The organism is Solibacillus cecembensis, from assembly GCF_050272495.1.
In the GTDB taxonomy this organism is placed as follows: Bacteria; Bacillota; Bacilli; order Bacillales_A; family Planococcaceae; genus Solibacillus; species Solibacillus cecembensis.
The window spans coordinates 92,945-106,844 of the sequence record NZ_JBNNMF010000006.1 but is presented as its reverse complement, the minus strand read 5'-3'; the positions used below and the strand labels follow the sequence as shown (position 1 = coordinate 106,844).

At 36.9% G+C, this 13,900-nt stretch carries 18 protein-coding genes; 5 read left to right on the top strand and 13 right to left on the bottom strand.

Going from position 1 to position 13,900, the window contains the following annotated elements:
* Positions 1-225: 225 nt before the first annotated feature.
* On the bottom strand, positions 226-1,746 hold the full coding sequence (locus tag ACQKIH_RS07290; RefSeq protein WP_427764569.1) for a stalk domain-containing protein: 1,521 nt from the start codon (positions 1,744-1,746) through the stop codon (positions 226-228).
* Between the two features lie 197 nt (positions 1,747-1,943).
* Here ACQKIH_RS07290 and ACQKIH_RS07285 point away from each other — a divergent pair, with 197 nt between their 5' ends.
* The gene (locus ACQKIH_RS07285; protein WP_427764567.1) at positions 1,944-2,837 is read left to right on the top strand and encodes an EamA family transporter; all 894 of its coding nucleotides are present in this window, start codon (positions 1,944-1,946) and stop codon (positions 2,835-2,837) included.
* 48 nt (positions 2,838-2,885) lie between these two features.
* On the opposite strand, the gene ACQKIH_RS07280 is transcribed toward ACQKIH_RS07285, so the two are convergent.
* The 6 genes from ACQKIH_RS07280 to ACQKIH_RS07255 all read right to left on the bottom strand — a co-directional run bounded on the left by ACQKIH_RS07280 (position 2,886) and on the right by ACQKIH_RS07255 (position 6,748).
* Positions 2,886-3,749 (bottom strand): hypothetical protein, encoded by an 864-nt coding sequence (locus ACQKIH_RS07280; RefSeq protein WP_427764564.1) that lies wholly within the window; start codon positions 3,747-3,749, stop codon positions 2,886-2,888.
* Positions 3,739-4,233: an RNA polymerase sigma factor gene (locus tag ACQKIH_RS07275; RefSeq protein WP_427764562.1), complete on the bottom strand. Its 495-nt coding sequence runs from the start codon at positions 4,231-4,233 to the stop codon at positions 3,739-3,741. The genes ACQKIH_RS07280 and ACQKIH_RS07275 overlap by 11 nt, the downstream gene beginning before the upstream one ends.
* A gap of 107 nt (positions 4,234-4,340) precedes the next feature.
* On the bottom strand, positions 4,341-5,093 hold the full coding sequence (locus tag ACQKIH_RS07270) for a GNAT family N-acetyltransferase (protein ID WP_427764560.1): 753 nt from the start codon (positions 5,091-5,093) through the stop codon (positions 4,341-4,343).
* A gap of 161 nt (positions 5,094-5,254) precedes the next feature.
* Positions 5,255-5,785, bottom strand: a complete 531-nt coding sequence (locus ACQKIH_RS07265; RefSeq protein ID WP_427764557.1) for a GrpB family protein — start codon at positions 5,783-5,785, stop codon at positions 5,255-5,257.
* 166 nt (positions 5,786-5,951) lie between these two features.
* Positions 5,952-6,248 carry a putative quinol monooxygenase gene (locus ACQKIH_RS07260; protein ID WP_427764554.1) on the bottom strand — a complete coding sequence of 99 codons (297 nt, stop codon included), beginning with the start codon at positions 6,246-6,248 and terminating at the stop codon, positions 5,952-5,954.
* 71 nt (positions 6,249-6,319) lie between these two features.
* Positions 6,320-6,748 carry a MarR family winged helix-turn-helix transcriptional regulator gene (locus ACQKIH_RS07255; RefSeq protein WP_427764718.1) on the bottom strand — a complete coding sequence of 143 codons (429 nt, stop codon included), beginning with the start codon at positions 6,746-6,748 and terminating at the stop codon, positions 6,320-6,322.
* A gap of 98 nt (positions 6,749-6,846) precedes the next feature.
* On the opposite strand from ACQKIH_RS07255, the gene ACQKIH_RS07250 reads away from it, so the two are divergent.
* The 4 genes from ACQKIH_RS07250 to ACQKIH_RS07235 all read left to right on the top strand — a co-directional run bounded on the left by ACQKIH_RS07250 (position 6,847) and on the right by ACQKIH_RS07235 (position 10,105).
* Positions 6,847-7,038, top strand: coding sequence for a DUF2975 domain-containing protein (locus tag ACQKIH_RS07250; protein WP_427764552.1), 192 nt, complete (start codon positions 6,847-6,849; stop codon positions 7,036-7,038).
* A 12-nt stretch (positions 7,039-7,050) separates the two neighbouring features.
* A complete protein-coding gene (locus ACQKIH_RS07245) occupies positions 7,051-7,260 on the top strand; it encodes a helix-turn-helix domain-containing protein (RefSeq protein ID WP_427764550.1) in 210 nt (69 codons plus the stop codon).
* Between the two features lie 306 nt (positions 7,261-7,566).
* Complete coding sequence (gene aspA, locus ACQKIH_RS07240) at positions 7,567-8,985, top strand: aspartate ammonia-lyase (RefSeq protein ID WP_057983026.1); 1,419 nt, start codon at positions 7,567-7,569, stop codon at positions 8,983-8,985.
* A 268-nt stretch (positions 8,986-9,253) separates the two neighbouring features.
* Positions 9,254-10,105, top strand: coding sequence for a DegV family protein (locus ACQKIH_RS07235; protein ID WP_427764547.1), 852 nt, complete (start codon positions 9,254-9,256; stop codon positions 10,103-10,105).
* A gap of 143 nt (positions 10,106-10,248) precedes the next feature.
* Here ACQKIH_RS07235 and ACQKIH_RS07230 read toward each other — a convergent pair whose 3' ends face one another.
* From ACQKIH_RS07230 to ACQKIH_RS07205, 6 genes are all read right to left on the bottom strand, one after another.
* On the bottom strand, positions 10,249-11,106 hold the full coding sequence (locus ACQKIH_RS07230) for a hypothetical protein (RefSeq protein ID WP_427764545.1): 858 nt from the start codon (positions 11,104-11,106) through the stop codon (positions 10,249-10,251).
* 238 nt (positions 11,107-11,344) lie between these two features.
* The gene (locus ACQKIH_RS07225; protein ID WP_057983017.1) at positions 11,345-11,644 is read right to left on the bottom strand and encodes a hypothetical protein; all 300 of its coding nucleotides are present in this window, start codon (positions 11,642-11,644) and stop codon (positions 11,345-11,347) included.
* The gene (locus ACQKIH_RS07220; protein ID WP_340785475.1) at positions 11,641-11,781 is read right to left on the bottom strand and encodes a hypothetical protein; all 141 of its coding nucleotides are present in this window, start codon (positions 11,779-11,781) and stop codon (positions 11,641-11,643) included. Before ACQKIH_RS07220 ends, ACQKIH_RS07225 begins: the two co-directional genes overlap by 4 nt.
* A gap of 55 nt (positions 11,782-11,836) precedes the next feature.
* A complete protein-coding gene (locus ACQKIH_RS07215) occupies positions 11,837-12,070 on the bottom strand; it encodes a hypothetical protein (protein WP_427764542.1) in 234 nt (77 codons plus the stop codon).
* Between the two features lie 389 nt (positions 12,071-12,459).
* Entirely contained in the window at positions 12,460-13,164 is a 705-nt protein-coding gene (locus ACQKIH_RS07210) for a reverse transcriptase-like protein (RefSeq protein WP_427764539.1), read from the bottom strand.
* Between the two features lie 28 nt (positions 13,165-13,192).
* A complete protein-coding gene (locus tag ACQKIH_RS07205; protein ID WP_057983009.1) occupies positions 13,193-13,453 on the bottom strand; it encodes a metal-sensing transcriptional repressor in 261 nt (86 codons plus the stop codon).
* Positions 13,454-13,900: the final 447 nt, after the last annotated feature.

Genomic DNA, 13,900 nt, shown 5'->3' with positions numbered 1-13,900 from the left:
TCCTTTCTCAAGCTAGTCACTAGTTATTGTATCGGAGTGAATGCTAAATTTATATAGGTAAAATGGGAATAAACATCAAAATCTTGTTACATTTCCATTACAATGCTATTACATTTTACACCGTTTGGACTAATCACCAAAACTTGGAGTTATCTTCCGTACGGGTTTCAACTAAAAAGCATGAGAATCACCGTTCGATTCTCATGCGATCATTGGTTGAGCCGTTTAGTTTAATAACTGTAATGCAAAATCGTATTCTACATACGTTTTACCTGATTCAAGTAATGCCGGCGCTACTTCAAATTGTGCTAACGCGCGGTTATGTCCGTACGTTTTTTCACCACGTGTAATTGTGTATGATAATGCACCTTTTGAAACGATTGCACCTGTTTTAGTTGTTGTCGTATCCACTTTAAATCCTAATCCTTCTGCAACTTTACGTAGTGGTACCATTACTTTGCCGTCTACTTCACGAATATCTTTACCGATTAGTGTAGCAATTTTAGCATCGATTTCTTTCGCTTCTTCTACAACTACTTCATTCACTTCTTTTGCTTCTTCCAAAACAGCTGCCTTTTCGCCTTCTTCAGCAACGATTTCATCCGTTACTTTCGGGAAAACAACAATTTTGTCTGGTGATGTTTGTGCTGGAATGCTGCGTGTTGTCGCGCCATAGAAAACAATCGCGTGATGATTTTCTAAAAGTGCTTCTTTACCTACTTTTTCACCTTTTGCATTAACGATTACTGTTTTGTCGCTAATGTTTAATTTTAAATCATTTTCTTTATTGATGAACTCTTCATTGAAATCTGTTACAACAACATTTGTTGGTGATTTTTCATCTTCTACTATAACTACTGCTGGACTATATTGTGGTGGGAAAATCAATAGCATTGGCTGATTTGCATGCATATACATCGAAACTTTATCGCCTTTTTTCAGCTCTACTTTATTTCCTTTTTTGTCTAATACAATCGTATTTTTGTCAGTCGTGAAATGGAATGGATTGTTTTCATCCGTTACGCTGAACTGAGTCGTGCCGTTCGCTAGCTTTTCAACTGAGCTAATAGCCCCTTTGACATTTGTGAATGGTGCCACTTCAAGTGCTGGTTTCTCGTCAGCTGAATCGTTCTCATCTTTTGACAATACGATAATTTTCTCAGGTGTTGTTTGAGCTGGGATGCTGAATGTTGCAAATGTATAAAAGACAATCGCGTCTTTACCTGCAAGTGCTTCCTTACCTAGTTTTTCACCTTTTTCATTCACAATCACTGTGTCATCGCCAATGTTTAATTTTAAATCTTCGTCTTCACTTAAAAATTCTTTATTAAAAGTAGTTACTTTCGCAGAACTTGCTACTTTGTCATCCTCTACAATGATTACAGCTGGGTTATATTGTGGTGGATAAATCGCTAGCATCGGCTGATTTGCATGCGTATAAATCGAAACTTTATCGCCTTTTTTCAGCTCTACTTTATTTCCTTTTTTATCGAAAACAAGTGTGTCTTCATTTGTTGTGAAATTGAATGGATTATTTTTATCCGCTGTGCTGAAAAATGTTTGGTCTTTGCGATTTTCAATAGAATCGATTGTACCTTGCATTTGTACGAACGAAGCAATATTATTCGTTTCCTCGATTTGTATTGGTTGACTTGTGTTCGCTGGTGATTCTGCGCCTACTGCTACCGTTCCTAGTAATAATGCAGATAGTGCTAATGGTGTAATACGTTTCATATTCATGTTCATTTTTTGTCATTCCTCTCCGTGTTCTCGTTAGATTAGTAGCATGTTAATCAAAAAGGTTACAATTATTTTAAAAAAATTTCATTTTAGTGAAATATACATAATGAATACCCATATCTTTAGGATATTCGTCAACTGCATATAGTATTTTTACAGAAATTTCGGTAAAATAGAAATATTACTAGATAAAGAGGTTCGTCATGCAAAATAAACGATACATAGGATTTATACTTGTTATAGTAGGGTGCTTTTTTTGGGGGCTCGGTGGAACGGTCGCCCAGCAGCTTTTCTCAGAAGGCATTGAAGTAAGCTGGCTTGTTTCGACTCGCCTGCTCATTGCAGGAACATTATTATTAGTCACACAAGCAATATTTAAAGATCGTACGCAAATAATCGCCATTTGGCAGCAAAAATTTACTGCATTGCGCCTCGTTATTTTTGCGATTGTTGGAATGCTCGCGGTGCAATATACATATATGGCTTCGATTAAAGAAGGCAATGCGGCGGTTGCTACGTTGCTACAATACTTAGCACCGGTCATGATTATTGTGTACGTCGCATTGCGCGGTCAGTCCAAATTTACAAAAAAAGATGCCGTTACAATTGTTCTCGCATTATCTGGAAGTTTCTTTTTATTAACGAATGGCTCTCTATCCGCACTTGCGGTTCCGATGCCAGCTATTATTTGGGGGCTATTATCTGGTGTGAGCCTTGCCTTTTACACACTGTATGCCATTCCACTACTCAAACAATTTGATTCACTCGTTGTTGTTGGATGGGCAATGGTGCTGGCAGGTACAACGATGAGTTTTATCCACCCACCGTGGCAAGTGGACGTTAGCAGTTGGACCGCAACTACGGTTATTTACTTGATCATTGTCATCATTTTTGGGACTATGCTATCATTTTGGTTTTACATAGAAAGCTTACAAACGTTATCAGCAAAGGAAACGAGCCTGCTTGGCAATGTCGAGCCACTTACCGCTGTGCTCGCAACGGTTATATGGCTCAACGAACCATTTGGCGCATTCCAATGGTTTGGCACGTCTTTTATTTTATTTATGATGGTTTATATTGCGTTAAAGTCGGATTAAAGATGCCTAGTGTAATGCCCCTTCTGCGAAATAAGAAGGGGCATTTTGTTAATATATGAGGATTAAAATAATTAATAGGATTGTTGTGGCAATTGCCTTATACGTTTCAACTTTTAAAATGATATATGTTTTTGCATGACGCTTCACAACCCTTAGTAACTTGTAGCCGAACAAAATAGACAACATAATTAGAATCGGCTTATATAGCGGACCGACAAACGCATGGTAAGCAAAAATACAAACAAGACTAAACAACGGAACCGCAAAAAATCCCCAGTTATCTCCAAATGGATTTTCTGCTTTAATTTTCCGATATTTATAGTAAGCCCACTGTAAAAAATTCATGAGAATAACTCCTAAAGGGACGATAAAAGAATATGAATTTATTTTAGGTTTATGAAGCACTTGGAAGACCTCCCCAAAAAGTGCCCCTTCACCGTTATAATAAACCCCGTTATCCACATCGTATAATGAAACATTGGAAATTTGATAACGATGTTGCTCGTTATTTTGTACGACGATGACATCAACAATATAGTCACCTAAATAGCCATTCTCCATTTTTTCCATCGTCTCAATATGTTCAAAAAAGGCGGTTGTTGTAGCATTCGTCATTTCTTGAACACCCACATATAAAGTCGAAGTTCGTGCACGGAACTCATTTTCTTCTCCCCCAAAGTACGTATAAATATGTTCTATTTCATTACTCGTCGCTTGGTTAGTTTGCGATGTACCCGTCACGAATAAAAAGAAAGCAACACTACAAATCGCTACGATCATCGCAATTTCCTTCCACACATTTCCGCGCTTTTTCGGGCCTTTTTGCGTAATGATTGAAGACCGAATTTTCCTCTTCACCTGCTCATCCTCAGGTAATTGATTCAATTCCGCTAGTTCTTTTTCAATATCCATCTTGCTCACCCCCTAATAGCTGCTCCAATGCTTTCATTGCACTCCGCTGCGTGTTCGCCACTTTCATTGCAGATATGCCCATAATTTCACACGTTTCTTGAATGGATAATTCCTCGATTTTTCGGTAAATCAACACTTCTCGCTGAAGCGGCTTGAGCTGTTGCAATGCTTCATATAATGCTTTTCGGTTTTCCGATTGCACAACCCAATCATGCGGCACATAGGTCATTTCCTCCTGCTCATGTGATTTTGTAAACGGTAACCACTGAATTAATGCTTTCTTACGATAATGGTCATACACAATATTACGAGCGATTTGGCGAATATAAGTAGTGATGCTTGCCTCCTGACGAAATGTATTTTTATACACGCGGAGAAAGGTTTCCTGTGTTAAATCCTCGGCTAGCTCGGCATTCGTCACCATATAGCGTATGTATTGGTATATTTTCCCGAAATGTTGCTCATAAATTTGCTCAAAGTCCATGGCTCTCACCTCTCTTACTTAGTTAGACGAACGAGTGGAGATTATTAGTAAAATAACGTAAAACATTTAAAAAGGTGCATTCCTGTTTTCGGAATACACCTTTTTCATTATTCAATATCCGCCTTCAATGCATTATATTGAAATCCGATAAAACGGTAGCCTTGCTTGACGTACATATCTTTAGGCGTATCTTCTCCATCGGCCACTAATATAATCGTTTTCTCTGCATAATGCTGCATGACGAACTGCTGAATTTGTGAGCCAATCCCTTGTCGCTGAAATGCTGTTAGTACAAAAAAGTTGTCAATTTCCGCTGTTTGATCTCGCACAATGATATCGACTGAACCGACAATTTCGCCATCCACAAGCGCGATTATTTGCTGTTTTCGTTGGTCGCGGTAATCCTTTTTCAACATCTCTCGCTTCGATAATGCATACGATTCTCCCCATTGTTTTGCTTCTTCATAATGGATGTCACCGTATGCCTGTAACGTTTCCTCTGATATAAATTGGATTTGCGCAGAGCTTCTATCGTTTGAGGGAAAGGTTTTCGGATCGATTGCATACATTTCCAAAATGCCCATGTCATAATGCTGTTCCGTTAAATACGCTACAAGCTCATCTGGAAGTTTTTCATCCTGAGGGAAAACAAATTTCACATGCTTTTGCCCACGCGCGAGATGCATTTCCTTCATATAATTTTCCACCTGCTTAAGCGTTTCGAGCGTAGGTATTTCCTTCCACTTAATAAAATTGCCATCATACATTTCAGGTACTTCTATAAACGCAACATGGGTGAAATCATTTGTATCTTTTTCAATGATACCGGGATTATAAATATTGCTAAATGTTAAGTTCATTTTGTATCGCTCCTAAACTTTCGATATTTTTTATGTACTTTAATGAATTTCAGTTGAATAGTCATTATACCATTTGTTTTTGTTATAATTACCCATATTATTCGACATTTTATTTTCTAACTAATGCAAGGTTATAATCCTGAAGTTTTTAATCACTGAACTCAATAAAAATTTTTCTTCTGTCTCGCCCATTCTTTTGCTTTAGAAACTAACTCATTGGTGAACTGTTGTTTCCCTTCTTGATACTTCAAATGTTCATTAGGATACTGTTTTGCTAAATTCACTTTTAGTTTCCCATACTTTTTAGCTTCTGAAGGGTTATTTATTAGATATTCTTTAAAATATATATGAGTTGCTATGTTTTCGTTTCCAACCTGAAAAATATGTAAATGATGTGTTCTAGTTTCTTTCCCTTTGGTAAAATAACTTCTCCCAGCAATCCCATTTTCGCCTTTTGGCTCGTAACCCAATGCCAACATTTCATTCGTGTAAAAATCCACTTGATCAATATCCTTTACAACAATTAACATATCAATTATCGGTTTTGCATAACCTATTGTTCGTATAGATGTACTACCAATATGATAAATACCATATAACACATCCTTCAATACTTCTTTCAATAGTACTTCTTCTAAATTGTATAAATTCTCCCATTCTTCTGTCCAAGCTATAATTTCAATTTTCCTCAAAATTAGCTCCCTCTTTTCTTCTTAGCTCATTCATTTAGCTGCAATTTAGTAATTCAACATTAAAAATGTGAAATCCTTCTTCAACCAACTTGTAGGTTAGTCCAATAAAAATTAAATAAACACCCCAAGAATGAACTACTTGGGGTGTTTGCTATTTAATACAAAATTAAGCTTTTATAGGTTCTCCGCTAAATACTTTAAGGTCCATTGGTGCAGCCATGAAAGTTGGCGCTTTTTGAGTAAACGCGGTGAAATGTTCACTCGTATTATGGATTGCAGTAGCTTCTATATCTTGCCAAATTTCAACCATTGTATAATGACATTCTTGTTCAGTAGATTTCATTAATTCATAGCTAATATTACCTTTTTCATCTCTTGTAGCTGAAAGAAGTATTTTGACTTCTTCCAAGAATGCTTGTTCTTGGTCAGGTTTTACTTGCAGATGTGCGTGAATAATAATCATAGTTATCCATCCTTATTATTAGATTTATTGTAAAAATTCTTATTTTCCAGGTCAATTGATTTCCGAAAACTTCAGTATTCACTTATATTGTTTTGCATGCGTTTAAGCATGTCTGATAGAGACTCCAATTCTTCTGGATTAAAATCATGAAGCATTTGGTTCACGAAACTCATCTTTTCTTTTTGGTAGCCGACAATTCGTTTGCGTCCTTCCGAAGTCAAGCGAACAAATATTACTCGGTTATCGGTAGGGTTTCTACGTCTTGTCACCATGCCGTTTGCCTCAAGTTGCTTTAGGTGACGAGTGATTGCCCCACTATCTATATTTACAGCTTTTTGAAGATTGGATTGATTAATTTCTTCCGTTTCGTAAAGCTGGTGTAGCAATTCATAACGTGACGCACTTATGCCTGTACACCGTTCAAATTTAGGGCTAATTTGATTATTAAGTCCTTTAAGCAGATGTAAAATTTTTTCTTGATTAGATAGTGAACAGCAAATACGAATGACCTCCTAAATAAATTATGAGGTCAACAAATTAGTGTATTTACAATTAATTGACTAAACAATGATTGACCCATCAACAAATATAGTACTGTATGACCCTACATGCAAATCAAACGATTTCTAACCCAAATTTAACTGTTATAAAACGAATACAATTGAAAGCCTTTTTTTTAGGTATTGCTTTTATGATTGCTGCGATGGGCGTTGCAATTTCCGCGATTATTCTACAAAAATTATTAGAAAATGCTATTGAAATGAAATCAGAAATCGAATTAACTGTGTAAGGGGGGAAAAAAATGGCCATAATTATTAATATCGATGTAATGCTCGCAAAACGAAAAATGACTGTTACAGAACTTACGGAGAAGGTTGGCATTACGATGGCGAATTTATCTATTTTAAAAAATGGTAAAGCTAAAGCCATTCGCTTCTCCACTTTAGGGGCAATTTGCAAGGCACTTGATTGTCAGCCTGGTGATATTTTAGATTATAAAAATGAAGAATAGACCATTTATTTGTTCGCTGAATATTGCGATTAATCCGCATAAACCCTACGCGGATATACACCGCAAACGAAATAAAAATATACTTCATTAAACAACTACCTTTTCTACAAAATATGACGTATAATGTATTTGTTTGTCCCGCATGAGCGAGCAGGAAATTTTCGTTTCCACTAATTAAAACGAAGAAAGACTGCCCGTAAAGGCCCGATTAGTGAATTGTAACAACTGGTGAAGTTTATATGAACCTCTCACCTACTGCCGATTCACCTTACAATATTATTCAATTCTCTTGGAGGGTTTGTACAGATGAGTACACGTATTGAAAAAGACTTTTTAGGCACATTAGAAATTCCAAAGGACGCATATTATGGCGTGCAAACAAAACGAGCAATGGAAAACTTCCCAATTACAAACATGACGATGCATCCTGAATTAGTGCGTGCATTAGCGGTTGTGAAAAAAAGTTCGGCACTTGCCAATGCAGCGATCGGTCAATTAGATGAAAAAATTGCTAATGCTATCGCACAAGCTTCTGATGATATTTTAGAAGGTCGATACCATGACCAGTTCTTAGTTGATCCAATTCAAGGTGGCGCTGGTACTTCAATGAATATGAATGCCAATGAAGTGATTGCGAACCGTGCGTTAGAAATTATCGGTGAGGAAAAAGGATCATATTCGATTATTAGTCCAAACACCCACGTAAATATGGCACAATCAACAAATGATGCGTTCCCTACTGCGATTCATATCGCAACAGTGGCAACATTAAATAAATTAATCGTAGCAATGGAAAATATGAAAGAAAGCTTCTTAAAAAAGGCTGTTCAATTTGATTCCATCGTAAAAATGGGTCGTACACACTTACAAGATGCTGTACCAATTCGTCTTGGACAAGAATTCGGCGCTTATGCAGCAGTGATTACGCGCGATATCCAACGCGTTAAAAATGCTAGACAAACAATGTTAGAAATTAATATCGGTGCAACTGCGATTGGAACAGGCTTAAATGCCGATCCAGCATATATGACACTTGCCGTGAAAAATATTGTTGAATATAGTGGATTCCCATTCACTAAAGTAGATAACTTAGTTGACGGTACGCAAAATACCGATTCATATACAGAAGTTTCAGCAATGCTTAAAATCGCAATGGCAAACATGTCAAAAATCGCAAACGACTTACGTTTAATGGCTTCAGGTCCGAAAACAGGCTTCAGCGAAATTCGTTTACCAGAGCGCCAACCAGGTTCTTCAATTATGCCAGGGAAAGTAAACCCTGTTATGCCAGAAGTTATTAACCAAATTGCCTTCCAAGTAATGGGTAATGATGTGACAATCACAATGGCTTCTGAAGCTGGTCAATTCGAGTTAAATGTAATGGAGCCCGTACTAGTACACAACTTATTACAATCAATCGAAATTATGACAAATGGTTTCACTGTATTTACGACGCACTGCTTAGATCATATCGAAGCAAACGAAAGCCGTATGCATGACTATGTAGAGAGCTCAATCGGTGTTGTCACTGCATTAGCACCACATTTAGGCTACGAGCGTTCAAGCCAAATTGCCCGCGAAGCATTACATAGCGGCAAATCAGTTCGTGAGCTATGCCTAGAATACAAGTACTTCACAGTAGAGCAATTAAACATCATTTTAAATCCATTCGAGCTAACACAACCAGGTATTGCTGGTGAAAAAGGTTTAGCTTCACTTAAATAATTAAAACATTTAAAAGGACACCTCTCGATTCATTTGGTCGAGACGTGTCTTTTTTTGTGAGGTTTGAAAATAAATCACAATTCTAACTGTTCTATCCATCATTTTTTACTAACTATCCATTACTTTCGATTTTCTACCCGTCTACCGAAAAATCCACTTCCTTACAAATTTAATTCATTTATACATAAATCCCCTGTTTTAATGTATAGTTAAAGTAAATTTTAATGGCACTAATAAGATAGATGTATGCTGAAGGGGGAAAAATACTTTGAGAAAAATTATTTTATCGACTGAGAGTGGGGCCGATTTACCAGAAACTTTAGCCAATAAACATGATGTGCAAGTCGTACCGATGCACGTAATCATGGATAATCAGGATTATTTAGATGGTCATCTACCCGTACTGGAAATTTATGATTATTATGATCGTACAAAAAAGATACCATCTACATCTGCTACGAATGTCCATGAGTATCATGAGCTTTTCAAGAAAATTAGAGAAGATTTCCCTGATAGTATCATTATTCATGTTGGTTATACGTCAAAAGCATCTGCTTCTTTTCAAAATGCGTTAATTGCAGCAGAAGATTTTCAGGACCTTTATTTAATCGATGCTTTGAACGTTACAGGTGGATTAACTGCAGTTGTGATGTACGCTGTTAATATGCTAGAAAAAGAGCCTACCATTCCCCCTGCTCAACTTATAGAAAAAATCGAAGCCAAAGTTCCGAAATCTAGGCTTGCTTTCATTCCCGGTAGCTTAGACTTTTTAAAAGCAGGTGGACGCGTAAGTAATTTAGCTTATCTCGGGGGTGCTTTGTTAAAAATCAAACCATGCATCGAATTAGTAGAAGGAAAGCTAGTTTCAACTAGAAAATATCGTGGCAATATGAGCACTGTAGCTGAAAAATTAATGCGTGACTATTTAAATCAATATGACATTGATAGAAATCAAATCTATTTAATGTACTCAATCGGACTTAGTGAAAATATTAAGCAACGAATGACTGAAATCGCACAAGAAAATGGATTCAAAAATATAACTTGGATTCAAGCAGGTGCTATGATTTCTACTCATTCTGGCCCTGGTGGGTTTGGGATTGCGGGATTGGAAGTTTAACCTTTTGTACAGTACATTGAAAATCTAAAAAGGCTTCATCTATACAAGAAGCCTTTTTTAGACCTATTTACTTGTAGCATTAGGAAAATTCAGACTTACGACAATACGGAAATTTTACCCATCCCCCAACACTTATATGTCCCCTACTCCATTCCATCTAATGCCATTTTAGCCGATAACGCCAGCAAGTCCATATCCTCAATCCTAAAATCTGTCCCGAAGAAAATTTGATGTTCGAAGCGATTGGTTTTGTGATTGAGCCTTACTTCGCCGATTGCTACAAAAGCGATTTCTAAATTTTGATCGGTAATGTGTTGGAGAGCAGCAAATTTATTTAAATAGCTACTATTTTTGGATTCTGCGGTAAATGATCGCTCAAATACAATATCAATCTCTTTGTCACTTTCTAGAAGCGTAATTTTTGCGACATCTTCTATTAGCTCTACTTTTTGAACAAAACCCATTACGAGCTTATGTTTCCCTATATCATTCGAATTGATCATTGAGACGAATTTCCTTCTTAAGGGTGGTCTCTTTCTCATTAGGCCTTGCAAAGTTTCATCATCAAACAATTTAGTTTGGACTCCTGTGACTCTTCTGCGCCTTGAGAGCGTCGGTTTTTGGACGATCAACTCTGTTCTATTTTCTGTTTTTAAGGCGGGTAGCTCCTCTTCTGGAAATCTTGTTGCTCGGTAAGCCCTACTTAATGCTATTTGTCGGCGTTGGAATTCAAACCCAACCGTTACATCTTCAATTTGATCATCATGATCCACCCATCTTCTTTCAGAATGATAATCACAACGCTCATGATGCGCGTGATATTTCCATGTCCGGAAATGCGCCCTGTCACTATTTATATAGAGTAGTTTTGCTGGACAACCAGGTGTTGGGCAATATAAAAAGTCACGGAAATTAGTATCATACAGCTGCTTGGAAACTTCTTGAATATTGATTAGCTTTTCCTCTGCATTTTTAACAAGCCTTGCATCAGCAATTAGCAAATTAAATCACCCTTTACTCATTCGTATTGGATTACAAAAGATGACTGATGTTATGTATGTGGTCGGTCAAGTCTACTTATTCATTCTATTAATTATTTTACATCTTAATGCGTGAGTAGTTTTAATATTTGTGTTTTATTTGCGTTTTATTTGCGATAAATTTAAAAGGTTTGATTTTGATGCCGAATAAAAAAAGACATCCATTCGCTCATTCTTGCTGCGGGTGGATGTCTTTACTTTAATAAAACAATTTTTCCTTCGCCATTGAAATCGCACGCTTACTTACATCTAAACGGTCACCATCTGCATTTAACTTTACGACGCCATTTTCCTCATCAAAAATGGATTTGAGCTCGGCTTTTGCTTTAACTCCAACCATTAGTGGTGTTTTGCTCTGTGAGGTTTCTTGTATTTCCTCTTTATTTAGCGAAATCGTGCCATCTCCTACTTTAGGAAATGGGATTGTCTGCTCTTGCGGTGTTTTACGGCGTGTTTGATTACTGAGTCCTGCGCTACCTGCCCCAACGGAACGTATCATTGTGAATTCCCTTCTTTCTTTTGTTGCTCTATGTATTGTTGCTTTTTCATCTTATCTGCACGAATGTACGTCATTTCTGCTTGTATAAGCATGTAAAGTACGGCAACTACTATTAGTACGATTATAATTATACCCAACTCGGACCCTCTTCTCTACTATCAAAATTTATTAAATTACAGCCTCATTTTTAATTTAACCCTTTTCCCTCATCCCGTTCATAACAAGTACATAGCCACCGACTGCAATGAGCAACGTAATGGAAATGAGCCACCAGGAACCAATTGTAAAAAAGGCCGACCAGAATAGAGTTACTCCATTTCCTATTTGCATGGTTCTCTCACTATAAATTGCCGCCGCGATCAGTTGACTTGAAAAAAGTAACGCAGCAATTAACAATAATGAAATTCCGACTAATAATTTTTTCATATAGCTCCCTCCAATAGTTCTAAAGTTTAAAATCTAATAAAATAACAAATAATCTATTTTCTCATATTCATTAATTATCATTTTTTTATTAAAATATAGGTTTCATTCCTCTTAAAATAGGTTATTATCTCTATAACAAACTGATTGACAGAAAGCGGAGGAATCAACATGACAACACACACACGTCCAATTTCAAAATATATTGTAATAATTTTAGGAGATTGTTTAAAAAAGAGCTTGCAAGAGACCGAAAATCCTCATTATAATCAACGGTCAAAACGATTGGCTCTATTTCTTTTGACTTCGCATACCAACTGCTACCGATTTTGAGAAGTCCTAGAACCCCTAATAGTACAACATTTTTTTCAAAGCCTTTCCCCCATGGATGCTTATTTTTTCCGAATCTCCCTTTGTGCATGAATAGCTGTACCTGCAAGGGCTTGATTGGCTAGTTGGTCTGCTTCATCATTTTTTGCTCTGTCAATATGCGTATAAACAGCTGTAATCCCTAACTGACCTAACTTATGTTCAATCCGATCTGCCCACTTAGAAAGTACATTGTCTGTCACTGCCCATTCCCCGTTTAATTCCTTAATGACCACTTGTGAATCACCAAAAATGGCCACTTCCTGATGATGCACACCGAGCTCGTCGAATAATTCCAACGCAAAATAAAGGGCAGCATATTCCGCCTCGTTATTCGAAACTAAATAATCTGCCTGTTGATTCACTCTTAAGCGGTAACTTTTCGCATTTTGCTGAAAATAAATAACCGCGCCAAGTCCTGCTCGTTGTTCTTCACGATGAAAACCACCATCAAAATAAACCGACACATCCTGCGGCTCCGTTTCCATTTCAGTTAAATATTTTTTCAATTCCTTCATTGTCCAAGTACTATCCTGTGCATCTGTTAAAATCACTTGTTTGACACGACCTGTTTTTTGCATATCCTCAACAAGTGTATACACATGGGCAGCAGGTAGCGGCTCACTGTTAAAAATCGTTTGCTGCTTTTTCGCAGATACATAATGCCATTCAATCGATAATTTCAAAATATCATCCCCTAACTCATATTCTAATTGAAAATCAATCAAAATTGCGTATGAAAAAAGCCGTATTTGATTAACGGCTTTTTACTAACAAGTTTACGGCTTGTTGGATTGAATCATTCATTTTTTCTTCGTCGCCTTCACTTTCACGTACACAAGTCACTAAATTTTCACTGACAATGACTCCAATTGTACGATCCACACCTGAACGGACTGCCGACAGTTGTGTAATGACATCTTTACAATCCTGCCCCTCTTCCATCATGCGCAGAATCCCACGAATTTGACCTTCTATACGTTTTAAACGGCTTTTTGTTTTTGTTTCGTATTCCATTGTTGTTCACTCCTTACCTATCACTATTATTATACAATAATCCCCTAGAGGTATGTTGTTAAATCGATTGATTCGTTTCATTAAACTTAAACACAAAAATACAGCAAACAAAGCATAGCATCATAATGGAAAATAGCGGGAAGACACCGCGCACCATTTCCTCACTAAAAAGCGGGACGTTCAACATAAACGAAACGATAAAGCCTTGTATATAAACGAGGACAAGAACGGTAATGCAAAAACTGATACGCTTCAATTGTCTCCTGAGATGATGAACGACAAAATAAAATGGCAAACAAAACAGGCAATACGTTGGAAAAATATAAAAAATAACGATTATAACCAATTCAAATGGAAAGGAATTGACTCCACCTGCTTCGAAAAGCATGAAAAAAACAGCAAGAAGCCCTACTAGAAAAGGTAGCAGTGAAGAAATCAAAACGTGGA

Coding starts and splice junctions, on each gene's coding strand:
- ACQKIH_RS07290 (WP_427764569.1), bottom strand. CDS start 1,746: ATGAACATGAATATGAAACGTATTACACCATTAGCACTATCTGCATTA.
- ACQKIH_RS07270 (WP_427764560.1), bottom strand. CDS start 5,093: ATGAACTTAACATTTAGCAATATTTATAATCCCGGTATCATTGAAAAA.
- ACQKIH_RS07275 (WP_427764562.1), bottom strand. CDS start 4,233: ATGGACTTTGAGCAAATTTATGAGCAACATTTCGGGAAAATATACCAA.
- ACQKIH_RS07205 (WP_057983009.1), bottom strand. CDS start 13,453: ATGGAATACGAAACAAAAACAAAAAGCCGTTTAAAACGTATAGAAGGT.
- ACQKIH_RS07225 (WP_057983017.1), bottom strand. CDS start 11,644: ATGATACGTTCCGTTGGGGCAGGTAGCGCAGGACTCAGTAATCAAACA.
- ACQKIH_RS07250 (WP_427764552.1), top strand. CDS start 6,847: ATGACCCTACATGCAAATCAAACGATTTCTAACCCAAATTTAACTGTT.
- aspA (WP_057983026.1), top strand. CDS start 7,567: ATGAGTACACGTATTGAAAAAGACTTTTTAGGCACATTAGAAATTCCA.
- ACQKIH_RS07285 (WP_427764567.1), top strand. CDS start 1,944: ATGCAAAATAAACGATACATAGGATTTATACTTGTTATAGTAGGGTGC.
- ACQKIH_RS07215 (WP_427764542.1), bottom strand. CDS start 12,070: ATGAAAAAATTATTAGTCGGAATTTCATTATTGTTAATTGCTGCGTTA.
- ACQKIH_RS07260 (WP_427764554.1), bottom strand. CDS start 6,248: ATGATTATTATTCACGCACATCTGCAAGTAAAACCTGACCAAGAACAA.
- ACQKIH_RS07245 (WP_427764550.1), top strand. CDS start 7,051: ATGGCCATAATTATTAATATCGATGTAATGCTCGCAAAACGAAAAATG.
- ACQKIH_RS07280 (WP_427764564.1), bottom strand. CDS start 3,749: ATGGATATTGAAAAAGAACTAGCGGAATTGAATCAATTACCTGAGGAT.